Genomic DNA, 21,295 nt, shown 5'->3' on the forward strand with positions numbered 1-21,295 from the left:
CGCAGGTCCCGGTGCGGGGCCCGCCCGTTCGGACTCCGCTCAGCCCAGCTGCTTGAGCAGCTCCTGGGCCAGCGGGGCGGAGGAGGCCGGGTTCTGGCCGGTGACCAGGTTCCGGTCCACCACGACCTTGGGCGCCCAGGGCTCCCCTTCCTGGAAGTCCACCCCGGCCTCGACCAGGCGGTCCTGGAGCAGCCACCGGGCCTTGTCGGCCAGCCCCGCCTGGGTCTCCTCGTCGTTGGTGAAGCCGCTGACCCGGTAACCGGCGAACGCGTTGGTGCCGTCGGCGCGCTCGGCTGCCAGCAGGGCGGCCGGTCCGTGGCAGACCACGCCGAGCGGCCTGCCCGAGTCCAGGGCGTCGGTGAGCAGCCGGCCGGAGGTGGTGTTCACGGCCAGGTCCTCCATGGGGCCGTGCCCGCCGGGGTAGTAGACCGCGGCGTACTCGTCGAGGTCGACCTCCTCCAGCTTGACGGGCGAGCGGAGTTCGGTGAAGGAGTCCAGGGCGGCGGCGACCCGGTCGGCGTTCTCCTGGCCGCCGTTGGCTCCCGCGGCCAGACTGCCCTGGTCGACGGGGGGAACGACCCCGCCGGGGGTGGCGACCACGATTTCGTGTCCGGCGTCCTTGAAGGCCTCGTAGGGTGCCACGGCCTCCTCGGCCCAGAAACCGGTCGGGTGCGGGGTTCCGTCGGCCAGTGTCCAGTGGTCGGCGCCGGTCATCACAAAGAGGATCTTGGACATGCTGTGTCACTCCGAAGGTGCTCGGGCGGTGGGCCTGGATGATGTGTTGCCTGTCGCTGACCCTGACGGATCGCACACGGAGAGTCAGGACCGCGACCTCACCGACGCTAGTTGCCTGAGCAATTATTTTCCAATGAGGCACCCTATGTCTGTCATCAGTATTTCAATGAGTTCCTGATCAGCACCCCTGACCTCAGGAAACACCGGCCACGGCGCCTCGGAACGTGCGCCGGTAGGTGAGCGGGGACACCCCGATCGCGGCCCGCAGGTGTTGTCGCAACGAGGTCCCGGTGGCGAAGCCCACCTGCCCGGCGATGTCCTCCACCGGCAGGTCGGTGGACTCCAGCAGGTGCCGGGCCCGCAGTATCCGCTGCTGGGTCAGCCACCGGCCCGGACTCACCCCGACCTCCTCGTTGAAGCGCCGGATGAAGGTGCGCAGGCTCATGTTGGCGTGCGCGGCCAGGTCGGTGAGGGCGAGCGGTTCACCAAGGTGTTCCAGGGCCCAGCCCCGGGTGGCGGCTGTCCCGTCCCGACCCTCCTCGGGCACCGGCTGTTCGATGTACTGGGCCTGGCCGCCGTCCCGCCAGGGCGGCACCACGCAGGTCCGCGCCACCCGGTTGGCGACCTCGCTCCCGTGGTCGGCGCGCACCAGGTGCAGGCACACGTCCACCCCCGAGGCGGCACCCGCGGAGGTCAACAGGTCTCCGTCGTCGACGAACAGGACGTCGGGGTCCAGGTCGACCCGCGGGAACCACTGCCGGAAGAGCGGTACGAGCTTCCAGTGGGTGGTGGCCGGGCGCTCGTCGAGCCACCCCGCGGCGGCCAGGAGGAACGCCCCGGTGCAGATGGAGACCACGCGGGTCCCCGGTCGCACCGCGTCCAGGGCCGCACCGGCGGCGGAGGGCAGCCCTTCGGAGAGCAGGTGGTGGTCGAAGGGCGGGATCACCACGGTGTCGGCGGTGGACAGGAGTTCGGGTCCGTGTTCGACGGTGATCGCGAAGTCGGTGTTGGTGCGCACCGAGGAACCCTCGATCCCGCAGGTCAGCACCTCGTACAGACCCTCGGCGGACCCGAGTACCCGGTTCGGGATGCCCAGCTCGAAGGGGTAGACGCCCGGCAGGGCCAGGACCACGACACGGTGCGGAGTGCTCATGGCAAGATCCTATCCAAAGATGGCAATCATGCCATGGTGCCGACGGCGCCCGATCCGCCAACCTGGGAACCATGAGCAACGACAGCAACGCCACCATGCGCGCCATCAGTCAGGACACCCACGGCGGACCGGAGGTCCTGCACGAGGTCCGGGTCCCCCGCCCGGCACCGGGCCCCAGCCAGATCCTGGTCTCCGTCCGCGCCGCCGGGGTCAACCCCACCGATTGGAAGCACCGTGCGAGCGGTCTCTTCCTGAACCGTCTCCCCCTCGTCCTGGGCTGGGACGTCTCCGGAGTCGTGGAGTCCGTGGGTTACGGCGTCACCCTGTTCAAGCCCGGTGACGAGGTCTTCGGGATGCTGCCCTACCCGCACGGGGTGGGCTCGCACGCCGAGTACGCCCTGGGCCCCGCGCGCGCCTTCACCCACAAACCCGCCTCGGTCGACCACGTCCAGGCCGGAGCGCTGCCGCTGGTCTCCCTCACCGCCTACCAGGCACTGGTCGACACCGCCCGGCTCCGGGCCGGACAGCGCGTGCTGGTACACGCCGCCGCCGGAGGGGTCGGACACGTGGCTGTGCAGATCGCCAAGTCCCTGGGCGCGTACGTCATCGGCACAGCGAGCGAGCCCAAGCACGCCCTCCTGCGCGAGCTGGGCGCGGACGAGGTCATCGACTACCGCACGACCGACTTCACCGAGGCCACCGGGGACATCGACGTGGTCCTGGACCCGTTGTCGGGGGAAACCCGGACCCGCTCCCTGGAGGTGCTGCGCCCGGGCGGGACCCTGGTCTCGCTCCTGCCCGGCCAGGACCCGCAGGAGGAGGCCCGGGCGCGGAGCCTGGGGGTCCGGGTCGAGACACTGCTGGTGGAGGCCGACCACCAGGGTATGAACGCGATCGCCGGGTTGGTGGGCCGGGGAGAACTGCGGGCCCACGTGGAGACCGTCCTCCCGCTGGCCGAGGCGGCCAAGGCGCACGCCCTCGGTGAGACCGACCGCACCACCGGCAAGATCGTCCTGACCGTTTAAGGGCACGAGCAGGTGCGCCGGTGCAGCCCCCGCCGCGGCGGGGGCTGCCGGGGGCCGGTTCACGCCGGGGCGGGGTACGGCACCCCCGTCGGGCGTCGGTGCGCCCAGGGGCTGGCCTCCTCCAGTTGGGCGGCCAGGCGCAGCAGGAGCCCCTCGCCCGCCGGAGCCGCGACGAACTGCACGCCCAACGGCAGGCCGGAGGCCGTCCAGTGCAGCGGCACCGACATGGCGGGGGTGCCGGTCAGGTTGGCCGTCAGCGTGAACGGGGTCGCGGTCAGGTTGTTCATGACCTCGGTGGTCACCAGGTTGGTCGCGGTGACGACGCGTTCGGTGCGGGTGCGTACCAGCAGGCGTTCGACGGTGCGCAGCCACGGCGGCGGGTCCAGGCGCCCCACGGTCACCGGCGGGCCCGCGATGGTGGGGGTGAGGAGAAGGTCGTGGCGGGAGTGGAAGCCGGCGAGCGCGAGGACGTGGTCGTTCCAGCGGTTGTTGCCGCGCACGTAGTCGGCGGCGGTGCGGGTCCGGCCCATGGCGGCGAGCATGAGGGTGTCGGGTTCGAAGTGGTCGTCCGAGCAGCCGGTGTCGGCCTTGACCCCGTCCACCAGGGCGGCCATCGAGCCGTACCAGAGCGTCAGGAAGTCCTCGGTGAGCGCCCGGCCGTCGATGTCGGGTTCGGCTTCGACCACCTCGTGGCCCAGCCCCTCGAGCAGTGCGGCCGCCTCACGGACCGCCCGGACCGCCTCGGGGTGCACCCGGGTGCCCAGCGGCGAGCGGTCGGTGAAACCGATCCGCAGCCGCCCCGGGTCGCGGCCGACCTCCTCGGTGTAGGGGCGATCGGGCGGAGCGATCGGGTAGGGCGAGGTGGCCTCGGAGCCCGCCGTCGCCTGGAGCAGAGCGGCGCTGTCACGCACGGTTCGGGTGAGGACCCCGTTGACCGAGGCGCCGTGCATGGGCTCGCCCCCGTTGGGCCCGAACGGCACCCGGCCGCGCCCGGGCTTGAGCCCGAACAGCCCGCAACAGGCGGCGGGGATACGGATGGAACCGCCGCCGTCGTTGGCCCCCGCGGCCGGTGCGATGCCCGCCGCCACGGCGGCCGCCGAACCGCCCGAGGAGCCGCCGGGGGTGTGCGCCGGGTTCCAGGGGTTGCGGGCCGGGCCGAACTCGTCGGACTCGGTGACCCCCTTGGCGCCGAACTCGGGGGTGTTGGTCTTGCCGAAGGGCACCAGGCCGGCCGAGAGCCAGCGGTTCACCACCTCGGAGTTGCGGTCCGCGGGCAGGCGGCGCAGGGCCCGGTTGCCGGCGGAGGTGGGATATCCGGCGTAGTCCTGGAAGAGGTCCTTGAGGAGGAAGGGAACACCGCCGAGCGGGCCCTCGGGGAAGGCCGAGGCGAGGCGTCGGCCCTCCTCGTACATCGGGAGGATGATCGCGTTGAGCGCGGGGTCGACCTGCGTGGCGCGCTCGATGGCGGCCTCCAGGACTTCGGCCGGGGTGACCTCCCCGGCCCGGACCAGTGCGGCCAGGCCGACGGCGTCGTGTTCGAGGTACTCGTCTACTCGCATGGCCGGAACCTAACACCGTGCTGCAACACGTTCTAGTTCGCCGACGGGTGTTGTTACCGACGAGTTGGAAGCTAGCCCCGGGAGTGCCCCCTCGGGATCGCTGAGGGGGCGGACGCCTCAGCGCCCGCGAAGGGGGACCTCGGCCTTGAGCAGCATCTCCCCGTACTCCTCCTCCGGGTCGGAGTCCAGCACGATCGCGCCGCCCGCACCCACGCTGACCTCGCCGTTCGCGCGCACGGCGGTACGGATGACAATGCTCAGATCCGCCTCACCCGAGTGCGAGACGTACCCCAGCGCACCCGAGTACACCCCGCGGGCCGAGGACTCCAGGCGGTCGATGATCTCCATGGTCCGCAACTTGGGGGCACCGGTCATCGAACCGCCCGGGAAACTCGCCCGTACCGCCTCCACCGCCGACACCTCCGGACGCAACCGCCCCCGGACCGTGGAGACCAACTGGTGCACGGTGGCGTAGGACTCGGTGTACATGAACGCGGGCACCTCCACCGAACCCACCTCGCACACCCGGCCCAGGTCGTTGCGGAGCAGGTCCACGATCATCAGGTTCTCCGCGCGGGTCTTGGCTCCGGTGCGCAGCTCCTCGGCGACGCGGGCGTCGGTGGCGGGGTCCCCGTGCCGCGGCGCGGTGCCCTTGATGGGCCGACTCTCAGCAGTCCGGTCGGCGTCCACGCGCAGGAAGCGCTCCGGGGAGGCGCTGAGCACGGTCACCCCGCCCAGCCGCAGGAAGGCGGCGTAGGGTGCGGGGTTGGCTGCTCGGAGCCGACGGTAGAAGTCCAGGTCGTCCCCGCCCGGGTCGGGCAGCCGGACCCGGTTGGTCAGGCAGATCTCGTAGCTCTCCCCCTCGGTGAGGTGGCCCAGGCACGCCTTGACGTCGTCGACGTACCCCTCGCGCGGCCGCTCCAGCAGGCCGGGCAGGTCGACGGGGTCGGCGGAGGGGGCGGGCCCGGGGAGCGGAGGCAGGTCCAGCAGCGCGGCGCGGGTGTCCTCGGCCCAGGCGCGGGCGTCGGCCGCCCCGTCGGCGCAGACCACGTAGGTGCGGTCCTCGTGGTGGTCGACGGCGACGAAGCGGTCGCAGCGCATCCACACCGCGTCCGGGGTGGAGGCGTCGTGGGCGCGTACACCTCCGGTGTCGGCCTTGAGCTCGTAGCCCAGGTAGCCCACGTAACCGCCGGTGAAACCGAAGGGCAGGCCGGTGCCACGGGGCGTGTGGCCGGTGCGGCGCTCCAGCGCCTCGAACACGCCTCCGGGCTCGATCCGGGTACCGGTGGCGGTGCGTACCCGCACCCCCGCATCGCCCACGTCGTAGGTGAGCACCTCGGCGGTGGGGCCCGAGGCCTCGCCCAGGAACGAGAACCGGGCTGGCCCCTCGGGGCGGGAGCTGTCCAACCAGAACGCGTACTCGGCGCCTGCGTGCAGCCGGGCGAAGGCGCGTTCGGTGTCCACGGCCCGCGCGATCTCCACCACCACGGGTTCGGGGGCCGCCGCGGCGGCCGGGCGCGGTGAGGAGGCCCCACGGGGGGCCGGGTCCGGGCAGGTGCGTACACGCGCATGCGGGCGGGCCAGGTCCAGGAAGTTGGCGACCAGGTCGGAGCCGTGGTCGCTGGCGGTCGACTCGGGGTGGAACTGCACGCCCCAGCGCGGGAGTTCGCGGTGTTCCAGGCCCATGACCACACCGTCCTCGGCCCAGGCGGTGGCCGCCAGGGAGCCGGGGAGGGGCTCGGGGACGGCCAGTGAGTGGTAGCGCACAGCCGTGAAGCCCTGCGGTACCCCCGCGAAGAGTCCCGCACCGTCGTGTCGCACCCGGGTGAGGTGACCGTGGCGGGGCTCGGGTGCCGAGGACACCTCGGCCCCGGCCATGTGGGCGATGGCCTGGTGCCCCAGGCACACTCCCAGGACCGGCAGGCGGGTGTGCGCCAGCAGTGCGGGAACCCGTCCCAGGTCGCGGGCGGTCTGCGGGCGGCCCGGCCCCGGGGAGACGACCACGGCGTCCACGGAGGCGGGGTCCAGGTCCGCCCAGCCCGGGCCGTCGTTGGTCAGCACCCGGGGCTCCTCGCCGAGTACGCGGGCGAGGAGCTGGAACAGGTTGTACGTGTATGAGTCGTGGTTGTCCACGAGGAGAACGCGCATCCCGCCCTTTCTGGAACGGCTTCCGGATCGCGATATCCCAGGTTACGGCGGTTTGTCCGGTCCCGGGTGCGCTCGGACCCCCGACCGGCCCCTGCCCGGCTCCGTCCGGGCCCTCACCGAGCCGGTCCCCGCTCTGGCGGGAGGCACCCGGAAGAGAGTAGACAGGGAGGAGGTGAGGTACACCGGCCCTCGCACAGCCAAGGGAGTGGGTCTGTGAACATCTTCGTCGCCGCGGTCATGATCCTGGTCATGTTGGCGCTGGCCTTCTTCTTCGTGCTCACCGTCACCGAGGTCAGCCGGGCCCTCAGGCAGCGCCACGGGAAACCGCTCCCCGAGGCTCCCCGGCGGCCCGCCTCCCCGGAGCTGGACGCCGCCGCGCAGGAGCTGCGGATGCGCTACGCCCGAGGTGAGATCAGCCGGGAGGAGTACCTCCAGCGCAAGATCGACCTCGAGGAGTACTGACCTCCTCCTCCGCGGCCTCCCCGCGCCTCCCTCACCGGAGCCCCCGGAAAACGGTTGACAGCACGGACCGGATGGGTAGGGTACTCACGTCCTGTCGTCTCCGATAGAGGTGGACGTTGCGCATCTGAGGTTCGCGATCATCACGCGGTACGGCGCCGGTAACCGGCCTGCCCGTCGCGTGTATGGAACCTCGGTGTATGAGCCGTCCCTGACCACTCCAGGACCCTCTCGCCCGTCTGCCGCGTGGTGCTCGCACACGAAGCCCTTTCCACACCGCTTCTGACTGCGAGAACACCCATGTCAAAAACCAGTACCACCGCGAGTGCCGCCGCGGCCTGCTCCGACCTGTCCTTTCGGTGGAAGGACGGCACCGCGGTCTTCGACGGGCTCTCCCTCACCCTGGGCAGGGGCCGTACCGGGCTGGTCGGCACCAACGGCGCAGGCAAGTCCACCCTGCTCCGGCTGCTGGCCGGGCGGTTGCGCCCCGCCCGGGGCTCGGTGACCGTCGGCGGCAGCCTGGCCTACCTGCCGCAGAACGTCACCCTCGACACCGGCCTGCGGGTCGACCGGGCCCTGGGCATCGCCGACAAGCGCGCCGCGCTGCACGCCATCGAGGCGGGCGACGCCTCGGAACGGCACTTCGAGACCGTCGGCGACGACTGGGACATCGAGGAGCGCACCCTGGCGACCCTGGGCTCACTCGGCCTGGGCGGCATCGGACTGGATCGCACCGTGGGCCAGCTCTCCGGTGGCGAAACCGTCCTGCTGCGCCTGGCCGCGGTACTGCTGGAGCGCCCCGACGTGCTCCTGCTGGACGAGCCGACCAACAACCTCGACCTGTACGCGCGCCGCAGACTCCACGAAACCGTGGAGACCTGGCGCTCCGGTTCCCTGATCGTGGTCAGCCACGACCTCGAACTCCTGGAACGGGTGGACCGTATCGCCGAACTGCGCACCGGCTCCGTGACGGTCTACGGGGGCGGCTGGTCCGACTACCAGGAGGCCTTGGCCGTCCAGCAGGAGGCGGCCGAACGTATGCTGCGCTCCGCGGACGCGGACGTGCGCCGACAGAAGCGCGAACTGGAGGAGACCCAGGTCAAACTGGCCAAACGGCAGAGCAGGAGCAGGAGGCTGGACGCCCAGGGCGGTGTCCCGAAGATCGTCGCGAACGAGTTGAAGAAGGCCGCCCAGCAGTCCGCGGGCAAGCTCCGCGGTGTGCACGAGGACCGGCTGGAGGAGGCCCGCGAGCGGCGGGAGGAGGCGGCCGACGCTGTCCGCAGGGACGCCGAGATCAGGGTGGAGCTTCCGCACACCGAGGTACCCAACGGCCGTGACGTGCTGGAACTGAGCGGGCTGCGTCCCCGGTTCGGCAGACTGGTCGGGGGAGACCTCATGGTGCGCGGCCCCGAGCGGATCGCCCTGGTCGGCCGTAACGGCTCCGGTAAGACCACGCTGTTGCGCACCCTCACCGGATCGGACGAACCGGTGGAGGGCCGGGTCAGGGTGTCCGTTCCGGCCCGGTTCCTGCCGCAGCGGCTGGACGTGTTGGACGAGGAGTTGAGCGTCTTCGAGAACGTCTCACGGATGGCGCCGGGCGTGACCGCCCAGCACATCCGCGCCCAGTTGGCCCGATTCCTGTTCAAGGGGTCGCGGGCCGCGCAGACCGCCGGGACGCTGTCCGGTGGTGAGCGCTTCCGGGCCGCCCTGGCAGCGACGATGCTGGCCTCCCCTGCCCCGCAGCTGCTGATGCTGGACGAGCCGACCAACAACCTGGACCTGTCCAGCGTGCGGCAGCTGACCAACGCCCTGGAGGCCTACCGGGGAGCGCTTCTGGTCGCCAGCCACGACCTGCGGTTCCTGGAGTCGGTCGGGATCACCCGGTGGTTGCTGCTCGATGACGAGCTGCGGGAGAGCACGGCCGAGGAGGTGCGCGACCTGTTCGAGGGCCGGGCGCCCGGTCAGGTCTGAGCGGACGGCCTCCGAGCCCCGCCCCGAACGGCCGGTGCGGTTCCCGTGCACGGGAACCGCACCGGCCGTTCGCCCTTCCTGCCCCCCATCTGCCCCCCCCGGAAGCCTCAGCTGCTGGCTCGTGGCAGGCGGGAAAGGGCCGCCGGGCGATCAACCCCGCATCTCCTCCAGGGTCTTGCCCTTGGTCTCCTTGACGAACTTCCACACGAACAGGAACGACAGCAGTGCGAACCCGGCGTACATCACGTACGTACCCGGCAGGCTCCAGTCACGCAGACTCGGGAAACTCACGGTGATGAGCCAGTTGGTCAGCCACTGGGTCGCGGTGGCCACACCCATGGCGGCGGCGCGGATACGCAGCGGGAACATCTCACCCAGCAGCACCCACACGACCACACCCCAGGACAGCGCGAAGAACAGCACGAAGGAGCTGGCCGAGACCAGTGCCACCACACCCCAGTCGAACGGGAGGACGACCTCCTCGCCCCGGACCACGGCGTTGCTGAACGCGTAGGCGGTCGCCGCCAGTGCCACGGTCATCCCGGCCGAACCCACCAGCAGCAGGGGTTTGCGGCCGACCCGGTCCACCAGCAGGATCGCGATCACGGTACCCACGATGTTCACCACCGAGGTGAACAGGCTCAGCAGGAGCGAGTCCGACTCGGCGACGCCCACCGACTGCCACAGGGAGCTGGAGTAGTAGAAGATGACGTTGATGCCCACCAGTTGTTGGAAGGCCGAGACGGCCATACCGATCCACACGATCGGCAACAGCCCGTAGCGCCCGGTGAGGTCGCGCAGCCGGGTGCGGACCTCCGCCCCCAGGGCCTCCCGGATCTCACCGATACGCTGCTCGATCCGCGCGGTCCCGCCGCCCTCGACACCGCTCAGGATCTCGCGGGCCTGGTCCACCCGCCCCACCCGGACCAGGTACCGGGGGGACTCGGGGATGACCAGGCTCAGGCTCAGGTAGACCAGGGCGGGCAGCACCTCGATGCCCAGCATCCACTGCCAGGCCTGCACGGGCCCCAGCGCGTTCTGCGCGCTGCCGCCGGCCGCCTGGGCGATCGCGTAGTTGACCAGTTGCGAACACGCGATGCCCAACACGATGGCGAGCTGCTGCAGGGAGGCCAGCCGACCGCGGTAGGCGGCGGGTGAGACCTCGGCGATGTAGGTCGGCGCGATCACCGAGGCCATACCGATGGCCGCCCCGCCGACGATCCGCCACAGGGTCAGGTCCACCACCGAGAACGGCAGGGCCGAGCCGATGGCGCTGACGGCGAACAGCACACCGGCGATCTGCATGACCCGGATCCGGCCCAGCCTGTCGGCGAGGTTGCCCGCCGTCGCCGCGCCCACCACACAGCCGAGCAGGGCGGCGGCGATGGTGAACCCGAGCACCCCGGGGCCCACCTCGAACCTCTGCTGGATGGCGTCGACCGCACCGTTGATCACCGCGCTGTCGTAGCCGAACAGGAATCCGCCCATCGCGGCCGCCGCCGCGATCATCGTCACGTGGACCAGACTGACGTCCCCGCCGGACCCCCCAACCTGGCTGCTTCCGACTCCACTCACTCCGGACTCCCTCCCCTGGGCGTGCCCGACTGCCCGGGCTGGCACCACGATGCAGCACGTTCCGGGGGAATGTGTGAACGCAACGCTGAGAAGGCCGAACACACGCCGACGCCCGCCCCTGTGGCAGAGGCGCGAGCCCCGGCCCGGCCACCGGCAACGGCCCCCCTGAAGAGCCGTGGCCGGATACGGCCAAACTCCCCCGAGAAGGTTCCTGACCAGGCACACTTGCGCAGCACACAAGACTTCGGCCGGATTCTTGGCGGGTTCGGCAACTGTGCGGGCGCGCTCCCAGCCTCCAGGATCGACCCCGTGACGACATTCCACACCCTGGCCGAGAAGGCCCTTCGCCGTGAGACGCCCACCCGCGACGAACTCCTGGAGGTGCTGACCAGCACCGACGACGACCTGATGGACCTGGTCGCCGCCGCGTCACGGGTCCGCCGTCGCTACTTCGAGCGCCGCGTCAAACTCAACTACCTCGTGAACATGAAGAGCGGACTGTGCCCGGAGGACTGCTTCTACTGCTCCCAGCGCCTGGGTTCACAGGCCGAGATCGTCAAGTACACCTGGCTCAAACCCGACCAGACACGTGAGGCCGTCTCCCACGGGGTCAGGGCCGGGGCCAGCCGCGTGTGCCTGGTCGCCAGCGGACGCGGCCCCACCGACCGCGACGTGGCCCGTCTCGCCCCGGCGGTGGAGGGGATCAAGGACGAGTACCCCGGTGTCGAGGTCTGCGCCTGCCTCGGACTGCTCTCCGACGGCCAGGCCGAGAAGCTGCGTGAGGCCGGGGTCGACGCCTACAACCACAACCTCAACACCTCCGAAGAGCGCTACGCCGACATCTGCACCACACACGAGTTCACCGACCGGGTGGAGACCGTCGAACAGGCCAAGCACGCGGGGCTCTCCCCCTGCTCGGGGCTGATCGCGGGCATGAAGGAGAGCGACGACGACCTCGTCGACGCCCTGTACGCCCTGCGCGAGCTCAGCCCGGACTCGGTTCCGGTCAACTTCCTCATGCCCTTCGAGGGCACACCGCTGGAGGGCACCTGGGACCTGACCCCGCAGCGCTGCCTGCGCATCCTGGCCGCCACCCGGTTCGTCTTCCCCGACGTGGAGGTACGCCTGGCGGGCGGGCGCGAGATCCACCTGCGCTCCCTCCAGCCCCTGGCGCTGCACATCGCCAACTCGATCTTCCTCGGCGACTACCTCACCAGTGAGGGGCAGGAGGGCAGGGACGACCTGGAGATGATCGCTGACGCCGGTTTCGTGGTGCAGGGCGCGGGCGAGCCCACGCTCCCCGGCGAACGCCACGACCTGCTCAGGACACGCCAGCGGGGCGCCGGGACCGCCCTTCCGCCCAACGCCTGACCGCTGACGTGCCCGCCGGAACGGCGCCGCCCCCGCCGGCGCCGTTCCGGCGGGCACCGCGCTCCCCCGGCGCGGTGCCCGGCTTCAGGACCTGGGCTGGACCTGCTGGTCCCCCTGCCATATCGGCAGCTGCTGGTAGTACTGCGCCTGCTCGGCCATGGCCGTGTCCTCCTGCCGGTCACGGACGCACTTGGCGAGTGTGAAGGTGGAGGTGATGACGAACAGCAGGCTCATGCCGAGGAAGGCACGCATCCACAGGTCGACGGGGAGGAAGACGATCCCGACGCCGGAACCGGCGGCGGAGACCGCGAAGGCCAGCATCGACTGCAGGTAGAACTGGGGGGTGGACCGGGGCTGAGGGATCGGTGCGTTCATGGGTCCATGGTGGCCGAGTCCTCCGGTCAACGCCTGAGTATCCCTACTCAACCGCCCGCCCCGCCGCCGACCGGGGACCGAAGACCGCGACGACCGGGCCCGTGCCCCCCGATACCCGGTCCGATCGGAGTCAGCGCGGTGTCTGGCTGCGTTCGGGAACGAAGGCGGACAGGTCCACGCCGGGGTCCTCCCCCATCGCCAGACGGGCGGCGACCAACCCCTGGAAGGGACCGAAGGTCAGCCCTTCCGAGCCCAGACCGGTGGCCACCAGCACTCCGGGGAGGCGTTCGACCGGGCCGAGCAGCTGATGTCCGTCGTGGGTGCCGGGCCGGAAACCGACCCTGGTCTCGACCACGGTCGCGTCGGCCAGCCCGGGTAGGACCTCCATGGCCGTGGAAAGGTTGTGCAGCAGGCCCGTGGCCGTCACCCTCCGGTCGAAGCCCGCCCCGGGTTCCAGGGTGCCTCCGGTCACCACCCGGTCGGGGCCGAACGCCAGAGCGAAGTAGTCCCGCTCGCCGAAACGCACCACCGGCCAGGCACGCGTGTCCCTCCCGGGCAGGGCGAAGTGGGTGATCTGGCCCCGGACCGGGCGCACCCCCAGCTCGACGCCGGTCACCGCCAGCAGGTCGGCCGACCAGGCTCCGGCCGCCACGACCACCACCGGCGCCTCCAGGTCCTCGGCGCCCACCCGGACCCCGGTGACCCGGCTCCCGTTCCACAACAGCCGGGCGTCGCCCTTGAAGTAGTGCAGGCCCCGTTCCTCGGCGGCGTTGAACAGCGCCGTGCGCGCCCTCACGGCGTTCAGCCGGGCCATGCCCTCCACGTACACCCCGCCGTAGGGTTCGGGAACCAGCGGGAAGCGCTCGCGCGGCTCGCCCTCCGCCAACCGTTCCACGCGCCCCATCGACGCGTACTCGGGCAGCTCCGCCAGGGTGCTGAGCAGCTCGTACCCCGCGTCCTCGCCCTCGCGGTCCACCGACATCCCGCCGACCACCTCGTAACCGGTGACCTGACCGTCCTCGGCCAGCTCCGCCATCAGCCGCGGGTAGTGCTCGGCCGCACGAGCCTTGAAGTCCCGCACCGGAGGCGGGTCCCAGGGGAACGGCCAGGGGAAGACCACCCCCGCTCCGGCCGCCGTGGCCTGCCCCGGGTGCGAGGAGTCCACCAGCGCCGTGGACACGCCCTTCCCGGCCAGGTGGAAGGCCGCGCTGGTTCCCACGATCCCGCCGCCGACAACGATGACGTCCATATGTCCCACCCTGCCCCGACCAGCTCCCACGGACAAGCCGCCGGGCCCGCGTGCCGGTCCCGGAAACGGGGTATGGGAGCGCGATACGCTGCGGCTTCCCAACGGAGCCCGGCCCCCTTTCCCTGACCAATCCCAGGAGGTCGTATGGACGGTTACACCTACCACGGTGTCGCCCTGATGCGTCGTCCCAGCCCCCGGCTGGCGGAGGGCATCGTCACGCACATCCCCCGGACCCCGGTGGACCCGGTGCTGGCGGCGCGCCAGTACACCATCTACCAGGAGACGGTCGCCTCGGCGGGCTGGCGGGTGCACGAGGTGGACCCCGCACCGGAGCACCCGGACTCGGTGTTCGTCGAGGACCCGCTGGTGGTGTGCGAGGACCTCGCTGTCCTGACCCGGCCCGGGGCCGAGACCCGGCGCGGTGAGGTCGAGGGGGTGGAGGAGGCCGTCCGCGCCCTGGGGCTGCGGGTGGCCCGGATCGAGGCGCCCGGAACCCTGGACGGCGGCGACGTCCTCCAGGTCGGGGACACCGTCTACACGGGTGTGGGCGCCAGGACCAACGAAGAAGGCGTCGAGCAGCTCGAACAGCTCCTGGCGCCGCTGGGCCGCAAGGTTCACCGGGTCGCCCTGGGACGGGCGCTCCACCTGAAGTCCGCGGTGACCGCTCTGCCCGACGGCTCACTCGTCGGTCTGCCCGAACTGGTCGACTCCCCCTCCCTGCCGCCGATCCGGCGCGCCCCCGAGGAATCGGGCGCGCACGTTCTGCCCCTGGGCGGACGGGACGTCCTGGTCAGCGCAGCCGCCCACGAGACCATCCGCGGGCTGACCGCGGACCACTGGCGGGTGCTGCCTGTGGACATCTCCGAGTTCGAGAGGCTGGAGGCCTGCGTGACCTGCCTGAGCGTCCTGATTCCTGACGGGGCGCGCAGCCGCGCCTGACGGATTTCCGCCTCGGGGCGGAACCGCGGGCCGCGCGCAGCCGTTGTCCCCCCGAAACCTCCGAACGGCGGGAAGGGAATCCATGAGCGGTGCGGTCAAGCTGATCCGCAACGAGGAACTGACCTCGGTGGTGGAGTACGCCTACGCGGCCTCGGCGCAGTCCCCGGCACGCGTGGTGTGGACGGCGGGGGCCTGCCCGCTGGACGAGCACGGCGCCACGGTGGCCGTGGGCGACCACGCGGGCCAGGCCCACCAGGTGATGCGCAACCTGGCCACCGCCCTGCGCGGGGCCGGTGCCGAACTCACCGACATCGTGCAGATGAGGATGTACGTGGTCTCCGACAGACAGGAGGACCTGGTCGAGGTCTGGAAGGTGGTGCGCTCCCACATGGGAGAACACGACGCGCCAGGCACCCTGCTGGGTGTGTCCGTGCTGGGCTACGAGGACCAGCTGGTCGAGGTGGAGGCGGTGGCCGTCACCCCCTGAGGCCGCCCGGAGAGGTCCGGCGCCGGGTCCGGACGGAGGACCTGAGCCTCGGTCTGCCCGACCGGCGACGGGCCGGAACGCCGTCGGACCCGAACCCGGTCACGTGCGTGCGCGGTGGGCGGCGACCCGCTCCCGGGTGGCGCAGCGGCGGGAGCAGTAACGGCGGCGGCTGCCGTGCGCGGTGTCGACGAACACCCGCTCGCAGCCGCCCGCCGCGCACACCCCGCCCGGGAGGCGTTGGCGGTCACTGATCAGCAGGGCCAGCACCAGACCGGCGGAGGCCAGGAACCATTCGGCCAAGGGCGCCTCCTCATCGTCGCTGTCCACGTGCACGTGCCAGCTGAAGGCGCCGCCGTGGTTGCTCAGCCGGGGCGGGTGCGCGGTGCGGGCCAGCAGGGCGTTGACCCGTTCGGCGGCCAGGTCCAGGGTGGGGGCGGCCAGCACGGAGCGGAGTTCGGTGGCGGCCCCGCGCAGGGCCGCCACGTCCTCGGGGGTGGGGTCGGGGCCGGTCTCGCCGTGCTCACGCAGGACCACGGCCACCTCGGCGGGGGTGACTACCTCGGATGCCAGGGTGTCGAGCAGGTCGACGGTGCGATCGACCACGGACTGGACCGCCCCCACCGCAATCACGCCGGGTGTCTCCATGACTCCAATGTAACGCCCATGGTGCCTTCTGGCGTTACTTTGTAGCGTCCTGTGGATGATCCGACGCCACGCACTGCCCCGGTACCTGTTCGGTGCGGCCACGGCCCGCACCGGCGACGAGATGTCGGGCCCCGCTCTGCTGCTCCTGGGGGTGGCGGCGACCGGCACCGCCGCCACGGGTTCGGCCCTGCTCGCGGGGATCACCGCGACCGCCGCGGTCGGCGGGCCCGCAGTGGGTGTCCTGCTGGACCGCGCACTGCGCCCCGGCCGTGTTCTGGCAGCTGCTCTGGCTGTCTACACGGCCGGGCTGGCCTCCGTGGCACTGCTGTTGGAGCGGATCCCGCTCGCCCCGGTGGTGGTGCTGGCTCTGGGCACCGGCCTGCTGGGGCCCGCGTTGTCCGGCGGCTGGACGGCGCAGCTGCCCCGGCTCCTGTCCCCGGAGCGCATGGCCGGGGCGAACGCCTGGGACGCGATGACCTTCAGCACGGCCGGCCTGCTCGGGCCGGCACTGGCCGGAGCGGTCGCGGTCTGGGCCGGTGCCACGGCGGCGGTGGTGACCGCGGTGGTCCTGATCGCCCTCGCGGTCCCCGTGGCCTGGGCGCTGCCTGCCCGCCCCGCCCGTCCCGACCCCTCTCCCGTGCTGGGCGAGCTCGCCGCCGGGGTCCGTGCCGTGCTGGGCAAACGGGCGCTGCTGCGGGTCACCCTGGTCTCCACGGTGTCGGTCACCGGGACCGGCATGCTCGTGGTGAGCGCGCCGCTCCTGGGCCAGCGCCTGCTGGGCGGGGCCGAACACGGGGCGATCCTGTTGTCGGTGACGGCCGTGGCCTCTGTACTGACCAACCTGTTCCTGGCCCGCCGCCCCTTGCCGGTGCGCCCGGACACCGTGGTGCTGGTGTGTGTCCTGGTGCAGGCGGTGGGGGTGGGGTGCGTACTCGCGGCGCCCTCCGCCCCGTGGCTGGTCCTGGCCGCCATCGCGGTGGGCGCCGCCGAAGGCCCCCAGCTGACCAGCCTCTTCGCGGTCCGCCACCGGGAGGCGCCCGAGCGCCTGCGCACCCAGGTCTTCACCACCGCGGCGAGCCTGAAGGTCAGCGCCTTCGCGGCCGGGGCCGCCCTGGCCGGTCCCCTCGCCGACCGGTCCCCGGACCTGTGCCTGGGGGTGGCCGCCGCGCTCCAGGTCGGTGCCGCCCTCGCCCATGTCGCGGTACGTCCCGAGCCCCGGAGGGTACGGCGTCCACGCAGCTGTCGACTGAAGGACAGGGACTGACCTGGACTCCTGGCAGACTCAGGGCATGAAGTCGACATCGGCCCGACTGCTCCAGCTCCTGTCCCTCCTCCAGACCCGCAAGGACTGGCCCGGATCGGACCTCGCCGACCGCCTGGCGGTGAGTCCGCGCACCGTACGGCGCGACGTGGACCGGCTCCGGGACCTGGGCTACCCCATTCAGGCGACCATGGGCACCGGCGGCGGCTACCAGCTGGGGGCGGGCGCCGCGCTGCCCCCGCTGCTGCTGGACGACGACGAGGCGGTCGCGGTGGCGGTTGGTTTGCGAACGGCCGCCCAGGGCGGGGTCTCCGGGATCGAGGAGACCTCGGTGCGGGCTCTGGCCAAGCTCCTGCAGGTCCTGCCCTCCCGGTTGCGCCGCCGGGTGGACGCGCTGGGCGCCTTCACCGTGCCGATGCCCTCCGAGGGGCCCACGGTGGACGCCGACACCCTGGCCCTGATCGCGGCGACCTGCCGCGACAGCGAACGGCTCCGGTTCGACTACGAGAGCCACGGGGGTGCGGCCAGCCGCCGGATCGTGGAGCCGCACCGGCTGGTGTCCCACGGGCGCCGCTGGTACCTGGTGGCCTGGGACACCGGCCGTGAGGACTGGCGGACCTTCCGGGTGGACCGGATGCGCCCGCTCACGCCCACCGGCCCGCGCGTGCCGCCGCGCGACCCGCCCGAGCAGGGGGTGGCGGCCTACCTGGCCGAGCGGATGAACCTGCACATGTGGCCGATCAAGGCGCGCGTTCGCCTGGGCGTGTCCGCCGAGGAGGCGCTGGAGGGCCCGGCCGCCCGCTACGGGCCCATCGAGGCCGTGGACGAGCACTCCTGTGTGCTGTTGTGCGCGGGTCAGGAACTGGTGGGCATGGCCTGCTACCTGGCCATGCTGGACGTGGAGATGGAGGTCGAGGAGCCCGCGGAACTGCGCGCGGAGATGGCCCGCCTGGGCGAGCGCCTCACCCGCACGGGCCGGACCCCGAGTTGAAGGTGGAAGCGGCCCCTGCCCACGGCACGGGCGCCCGAGCGCTGCCCGGCTCAGATCCGGTGTCGGACTTCGTCCAGGTCGATGTCGATGGGGTACGGCTGATCGACCCTGACACGGCCGTGATAGATGCCCGTAACGACATAGCAGGATTTGACGGGTTCCAGTTCGTGGACGTACACCACCGGAGACCCGTCGTTGTCCTCGATCCGCCAGAAGTGCGGGATACCGGCCTGGGCGTAGATCTGAGGCTTCCGGTAGCGGTCGCGCTCAGCGGACTCGGGTGAGACCACCTCGATCGCCAGGAGTACGGAGTCGGCCGTGTACCCGGTCTGGTCCTTACCGGTGGAGGCGTCCGCCCTGACCACCATCAGGTCCGGTTCGGGGCGCTGCCGGGGAGCCAGGGTCACCGATATCTCCCGGCGGACTCGGTACTCGCGAGGGGTCGCCAGATACAGGGCCGCCACCAGCACGTCGATCAGGATGCTGTGGAAGACCTTCTGAGGGCTCACGAGGACGAGGCTCCCGTCGATCAGTTCGGTGTGCGGCGGCAGGTCCGGCAGATGGTCCAGGTCCTCCGCTCTGAACCCCTCCGTCGGTGGGATGAGCCAGTCAGGCACGGGCTGAGCGCACATCTTGCCTCCACTGATCGGGTTCCTCGACACGAGGATAGCCGCGGGTGCTCCTCCGCGCCCGGCTCCAACGAACGACGGCCGGGACGGACCCCGGCAGCGGCACGGGCCAACCCGCATGAGTACGGGCACCCACCGGCAGTGGGTACGGGAACCGATGGGCGCGGGGCCCCTCTCCGCCTAGGTTCGTGCCATGCCGCACCTCCTCATCGGCCACACGGCCATGGTCCTCCACTACCTGTTCTTCGCCTACGTGGTCCTCGGCGGGTTCCTCTCCTGGAGGTGGCCGCGGCTGTTCTGGCCGCACCTGTTCGTCGCCGCCTACGCGCTGGGGATCGTCATCGTCGACTGGCCGTGCCCGCTCACCGAGATCGAGAACTGGTCGCGGCTGAACACCGGCCGCGAGGTGATGGGATCCGGGTTCATCGACCACCACATCACCGGATCCCTCTACCCGGCAGAACACCTGATGACCTCGCGTTACGTCATCGCGGGCCTTGTCGCGCTCTCCTACGCGGGGGCCGCCCGGGGCCTGCGCCGGAGGCGGGCCGCGAGGGTCGAGGGGGCCCTGTCCGGGTAGTCCCGGGAACCTCCGAATGAGCCAACCCGGCCCGGGAACACCCCAAAGACGCTACGTTAAGGAGTCGTTTACTTTCGTAGAGTAATGAAAGTGGGGCTTCCGCGTGCCCGACCAGACCCGACTCCCCTGCCCGGAACTGCGCGAACTCAGTGTCCCCCCGACGGTTCGCCCGCTACGGCCCGGCTACCGCATCGCCCGCTGGGACACCCCGGCCGACCTGGCACCCGAGTGCCGGGAACTGCTCCACACCACCCTGCGCGACCTGGCGGCCCGGGCCTTCGGAGCCGACCACTCCGGTTACTGGCGCGCCCGTATGTCCGCCGGCTTCTTCGACCAGGTCTCCTCGCTCGCCCTGGTCCTGGGGCCCGACGGCGTCCCCGTCGGCTGGGGCGGCTACCACCGGCGCCGCTTCGCCTCCCGCCGCGCCCTGTACCTGGACGCCGCCGGTGTGGTCCCCGCCCACCGGCGCTCCGGTCTCTCGGCCGCCCTCATGACCCACTTCCTGGGCCGCGAGGTCATGGCCCACCCCCTGTCCAACACCTACGTCGTCCTGCGCACCCGGCATCCGGCCGTCTACGCCGGCTGGCGCAAGGGGGTGGGGCGTGCGCGGGTCTTCCCCCGCCAGGGCCGTCCCGTCCCGAGCCTGGTCCGCCGGATCGCCGCCGACGCCGCCGACTGGCTCGGTGACGGACCCCGCCTGGACCCGGACAGCCTGCTCGTCCGCGACGCCTACCGCATGTTCGACGGCGAGATCTACGGGGTCGCACCGCGCAGCGGCGACGCCGCCCTGGACGCGCGCTTCGCCCGCGACGTCGGCCCCAAGGACGCCGTTCTGGTGGTCGCGCGCATGGGCGCGCTCCCCCTGGCCCGAGCCAATCTGGGCCGGGTCCTGCACGCCCGCGCACCCCGCGGCACACACCGCGCGCCCGCCGGCGGAGGCCGACCCGTCCGGGGCTCGGTTCCCACGAACCTCACCGGCCGGGCCGCCCCCACCGGGGCGGGCGCGAGCGGTCTCATCCCAGGGGGACGGCTTTGACGGTGGTCGGACTGTAGACCAGTCCGCCCACGTCCCGCACCTGGTCCATGACCCCGGCCAGCCGCAGACTCTCCGCCCAGGGCATGTCCGGGCTCTCCCGCTCCCCCGCGGCCAGACAGCGGCCCACCTCCTCGGCCTCGTACTCGTAGCCGTTGGCCCGGAAGGGGCGGTGGAACCGCTCCGGATCGTGCCCGTCACGGTGCAGAACCACATCGGTGGCGGCCCAGAAACGCGGGATCTCCAACCAACCCGCCGTCCCCGCCAGCACCGCGCGGTTGGGCAGAGCGGTGCGCGAGGCACAGCTCAGGGTGGCCGAGGCACCGTTCTCTCCGCGGGCCAGGACCACGGTGTGGGTGTCCACCATCCGGTCCGGGGACAGTTGCCGGGTCGCGCCCACCACGGTGAGCTCCCCCAGGTACTGGGAGGCCAGGGCCAGCGGGTACACACCCAGGTCCAACTGGGCGCCGCCGCCCAGGTCGACGTTGAACAGCCGGTGGTCGGGGTCGTAGGGGACGTTGATCCCGAACTCGGCCGAGACCGTGCGCAGTTCGCCGAGGGCGCCCTCGGCGACCAGTTCGCGGACCAGCCGGGAAGCGGGAAGACAGCGCGTCCACATAGCCTCCATCAGGAAGCGGTCGTTGGCCCGGGCCGCCGCCACCATCTCCGACACCTGGAGGGCGTTCATCGCCATGGGCTTCTCTACCAGCACGTGCTTGCCGGCGTTGAGCATCAGCAGGGTGTTCGGATGGTGCCAGGGGTGCGGTGTGGCCACGTACACCACGTCCACCTCGGGGTCGGCGGCGAGCTCCTCGTAACTGCCGTGGCGGTTCGGGATCCCCCACGCCTCCCCGAACTCCTCAGCACGGATTCGGGTGCGTGAGCTCACCGCCGTTACCCTGGCCGAGGGGACGGCCCGGAGCCCTTCGACGAAGGCGTGCGCGATACCGCCGGTTCCCACCACGCCCCAGCGCGGCCCACCGTTGTGTTGTGTCATACAGGCATCCTAAAAACCCGGTCATGTCCGGGTCGAGGCGGGGAAGGTCCTCGGATTCGACGCGGTGGAACCGTACGGTGGCCGAGAGACCACGAAGGTGAAACGGAGGAGGA

General features: G+C 71.6%; 20 protein-coding genes. 10 read left to right on the plus strand and 10 right to left on the minus strand.

Annotated elements, in window-relative coordinates; all coding sequences use genetic code 11:
- Positions 1-39: 39 nt before the first annotated feature.
- Together IE195_RS09705 and IE195_RS09710 are read right to left on the minus strand one after the other, a co-directional pair.
- Positions 40-735, minus strand: coding sequence for a type 1 glutamine amidotransferase domain-containing protein (locus IE195_RS09705; RefSeq protein ID WP_191269800.1), 696 nt, complete (start codon positions 733-735; stop codon positions 40-42).
- Positions 736-928: 193 nt separating this feature from the next.
- The gene (locus IE195_RS09710) at positions 929-1,888 is read right to left on the minus strand and encodes a GlxA family transcriptional regulator (RefSeq protein ID WP_191269802.1); all 960 of its coding nucleotides are present in this window, start codon (positions 1,886-1,888) and stop codon (positions 929-931) included.
- Positions 1,889-1,959: 71 nt separating this feature from the next.
- Between IE195_RS09710 and IE195_RS09715 the strand changes: the two genes are divergently transcribed.
- Positions 1,960-2,913, plus strand: coding sequence for an NADP-dependent oxidoreductase (locus IE195_RS09715; protein ID WP_225942434.1), 954 nt, complete (start codon positions 1,960-1,962; stop codon positions 2,911-2,913).
- 59 nt (positions 2,914-2,972) lie between these two features.
- Here IE195_RS09715 and IE195_RS09720 read toward each other — a convergent pair whose 3' ends face one another.
- Together IE195_RS09720 and pabB are read right to left on the minus strand one after the other, a co-directional pair.
- Complete coding sequence (locus IE195_RS09720; protein ID WP_191269804.1) at positions 2,973-4,472, minus strand: amidase; 1,500 nt, start codon at positions 4,470-4,472, stop codon at positions 2,973-2,975.
- A 117-nt stretch (positions 4,473-4,589) separates the two neighbouring features.
- Complete coding sequence (pabB, locus tag IE195_RS09725) at positions 4,590-6,620, minus strand: aminodeoxychorismate synthase component I (protein ID WP_191269805.1); 2,031 nt, start codon at positions 6,618-6,620, stop codon at positions 4,590-4,592.
- A gap of 213 nt (positions 6,621-6,833) precedes the next feature.
- Here pabB and IE195_RS09730 point away from each other — a divergent pair, with 213 nt between their 5' ends.
- Positions 6,834-7,082 carry an SHOCT domain-containing protein gene (locus IE195_RS09730; RefSeq protein ID WP_229826146.1) on the plus strand — a complete coding sequence of 83 codons (249 nt, stop codon included), beginning with the start codon at positions 6,834-6,836 and terminating at the stop codon, positions 7,080-7,082.
- A gap of 297 nt (positions 7,083-7,379) precedes the next feature.
- Positions 7,380-9,050 carry an ABC-F family ATP-binding cassette domain-containing protein gene (locus IE195_RS09735; protein ID WP_191269806.1) on the plus strand — a complete coding sequence of 557 codons (1,671 nt, stop codon included), beginning with the start codon at positions 7,380-7,382 and terminating at the stop codon, positions 9,048-9,050.
- A 150-nt stretch (positions 9,051-9,200) separates the two neighbouring features.
- On the opposite strand, the gene IE195_RS09740 is transcribed toward IE195_RS09735, so the two are convergent.
- Positions 9,201-10,625: a sugar porter family MFS transporter gene (locus IE195_RS09740; protein WP_191269807.1), complete on the minus strand. Its 1,425-nt coding sequence runs from the start codon at positions 10,623-10,625 to the stop codon at positions 9,201-9,203.
- Between the two features lie 309 nt (positions 10,626-10,934).
- Between IE195_RS09740 and bioB the strand changes: the two genes are divergently transcribed.
- On the plus strand, positions 10,935-11,996 hold the full coding sequence (gene bioB, locus IE195_RS09745) for a biotin synthase BioB (protein ID WP_191269808.1): 1,062 nt from the start codon (positions 10,935-10,937) through the stop codon (positions 11,994-11,996).
- A gap of 84 nt (positions 11,997-12,080) precedes the next feature.
- On the opposite strand, the gene IE195_RS09750 is transcribed toward bioB, so the two are convergent.
- A complete protein-coding gene (locus tag IE195_RS09750; RefSeq protein ID WP_191269809.1) occupies positions 12,081-12,371 on the minus strand; it encodes a YiaA/YiaB family inner membrane protein in 291 nt (96 codons plus the stop codon).
- A gap of 130 nt (positions 12,372-12,501) precedes the next feature.
- The gene (locus tag IE195_RS09755) at positions 12,502-13,620 is read right to left on the minus strand and encodes an NAD(P)/FAD-dependent oxidoreductase (RefSeq protein ID WP_191269810.1); all 1,119 of its coding nucleotides are present in this window, start codon (positions 13,618-13,620) and stop codon (positions 12,502-12,504) included.
- A 144-nt stretch (positions 13,621-13,764) separates the two neighbouring features.
- Between IE195_RS09755 and ddaH the strand changes: the two genes are divergently transcribed.
- Complete coding sequence (gene ddaH / locus IE195_RS09760; protein ID WP_191269811.1) at positions 13,765-14,559, plus strand: dimethylargininase; 795 nt, start codon at positions 13,765-13,767, stop codon at positions 14,557-14,559.
- An 82-nt stretch (positions 14,560-14,641) separates the two neighbouring features.
- Complete coding sequence (locus IE195_RS09765) at positions 14,642-15,046, plus strand: RidA family protein (RefSeq protein ID WP_191269812.1); 405 nt, start codon at positions 14,642-14,644, stop codon at positions 15,044-15,046.
- A 99-nt stretch (positions 15,047-15,145) separates the two neighbouring features.
- Here the strand turns inward: IE195_RS09765 and IE195_RS09770 are convergent, their stop codons facing one another.
- Entirely contained in the window at positions 15,146-15,691 is a 546-nt protein-coding gene (locus IE195_RS09770) for a CGNR zinc finger domain-containing protein (protein WP_191269814.1), read from the minus strand.
- Between the two features lie 55 nt (positions 15,692-15,746).
- Here IE195_RS09770 and IE195_RS09775 point away from each other — a divergent pair, with 55 nt between their 5' ends.
- Both IE195_RS09775 and IE195_RS09780 read left to right on the plus strand, forming a co-directional pair.
- Positions 15,747-16,955 carry an MFS transporter gene (locus IE195_RS09775; RefSeq protein ID WP_191269816.1) on the plus strand — a complete coding sequence of 403 codons (1,209 nt, stop codon included), beginning with the start codon at positions 15,747-15,749 and terminating at the stop codon, positions 16,953-16,955.
- A 25-nt stretch (positions 16,956-16,980) separates the two neighbouring features.
- The gene (locus IE195_RS09780) at positions 16,981-17,943 is read left to right on the plus strand and encodes a helix-turn-helix transcriptional regulator (RefSeq protein WP_191269818.1); all 963 of its coding nucleotides are present in this window, start codon (positions 16,981-16,983) and stop codon (positions 17,941-17,943) included.
- A gap of 50 nt (positions 17,944-17,993) precedes the next feature.
- On the opposite strand, the gene IE195_RS09785 is transcribed toward IE195_RS09780, so the two are convergent.
- Positions 17,994-18,575, minus strand: a complete 582-nt coding sequence (locus tag IE195_RS09785; RefSeq protein WP_191269820.1) for a Uma2 family endonuclease — start codon at positions 18,573-18,575, stop codon at positions 17,994-17,996.
- Positions 18,576-18,765: 190 nt separating this feature from the next.
- Here IE195_RS09785 and IE195_RS09790 point away from each other — a divergent pair, with 190 nt between their 5' ends.
- Complete coding sequence (locus tag IE195_RS09790) at positions 18,766-19,152, plus strand: DUF2784 domain-containing protein (protein ID WP_191269822.1); 387 nt, start codon at positions 18,766-18,768, stop codon at positions 19,150-19,152.
- Positions 19,153-19,255: 103 nt separating this feature from the next.
- Positions 19,256-20,188 carry a GNAT family N-acetyltransferase gene (locus tag IE195_RS09795; RefSeq protein ID WP_191269824.1) on the plus strand — a complete coding sequence of 311 codons (933 nt, stop codon included), beginning with the start codon at positions 19,256-19,258 and terminating at the stop codon, positions 20,186-20,188.
- Here the strand turns inward: IE195_RS09795 and IE195_RS09800 are convergent.
- Positions 20,166-21,182, minus strand: coding sequence for a Gfo/Idh/MocA family protein (locus tag IE195_RS09800; RefSeq protein ID WP_191269826.1), 1,017 nt, complete (start codon positions 21,180-21,182; stop codon positions 20,166-20,168). The genes IE195_RS09795 and IE195_RS09800 overlap by 23 nt on opposite strands.
- Positions 21,183-21,295: the final 113 nt, after the last annotated feature.

Source organism: Nocardiopsis terrae (assembly GCF_014651695.1).
GTDB lineage: Bacteria > Actinomycetota > Actinomycetes > Streptosporangiales > Streptosporangiaceae > Nocardiopsis > Nocardiopsis terrae.

Coding starts and splice junctions, on each gene's coding strand:
- IE195_RS09705 (WP_191269800.1), bottom strand. CDS start 735: ATGTCCAAGATCCTCTTTGTGATGACCGGCGCCGACCACTGGACACTG.
- IE195_RS09710 (WP_191269802.1), bottom strand. CDS start 1,888: ATGAGCACTCCGCACCGTGTCGTGGTCCTGGCCCTGCCGGGCGTCTAC.
- IE195_RS09715 (WP_225942434.1), top strand. CDS start 1,960: ATGAGCAACGACAGCAACGCCACCATGCGCGCCATCAGTCAGGACACC.
- IE195_RS09720 (WP_191269804.1), bottom strand. CDS start 4,472: ATGCGAGTAGACGAGTACCTCGAACACGACGCCGTCGGCCTGGCCGCA.
- pabB (WP_191269805.1), bottom strand. CDS start 6,620: ATGCGCGTTCTCCTCGTGGACAACCACGACTCATACACGTACAACCTG.
- IE195_RS09735 (WP_191269806.1), top strand. CDS start 7,380: ATGTCAAAAACCAGTACCACCGCGAGTGCCGCCGCGGCCTGCTCCGAC.
- IE195_RS09750 (WP_191269809.1), bottom strand. CDS start 12,371: ATGAACGCACCGATCCCTCAGCCCCGGTCCACCCCCCAGTTCTACCTG.
- IE195_RS09755 (WP_191269810.1), bottom strand. CDS start 13,620: ATGGACGTCATCGTTGTCGGCGGCGGGATCGTGGGAACCAGCGCGGCC.
- ddaH (WP_191269811.1), top strand. CDS start 13,765: ATGGACGGTTACACCTACCACGGTGTCGCCCTGATGCGTCGTCCCAGC.
- IE195_RS09765 (WP_191269812.1), top strand. CDS start 14,642: ATGAGCGGTGCGGTCAAGCTGATCCGCAACGAGGAACTGACCTCGGTG.
- IE195_RS09770 (WP_191269814.1), bottom strand. CDS start 15,691: ATGGAGACACCCGGCGTGATTGCGGTGGGGGCGGTCCAGTCCGTGGTC.
- IE195_RS09775 (WP_191269816.1), top strand. CDS start 15,747: ATGATCCGACGCCACGCACTGCCCCGGTACCTGTTCGGTGCGGCCACG.
- IE195_RS09780 (WP_191269818.1), top strand. CDS start 16,981: ATGAAGTCGACATCGGCCCGACTGCTCCAGCTCCTGTCCCTCCTCCAG.
- IE195_RS09785 (WP_191269820.1), bottom strand. CDS start 18,575: ATGTGCGCTCAGCCCGTGCCTGACTGGCTCATCCCACCGACGGAGGGG.
- IE195_RS09790 (WP_191269822.1), top strand. CDS start 18,766: ATGCCGCACCTCCTCATCGGCCACACGGCCATGGTCCTCCACTACCTG.
- IE195_RS09800 (WP_191269826.1), bottom strand. CDS start 21,182: ATGACACAACACAACGGTGGGCCGCGCTGGGGCGTGGTGGGAACCGGC.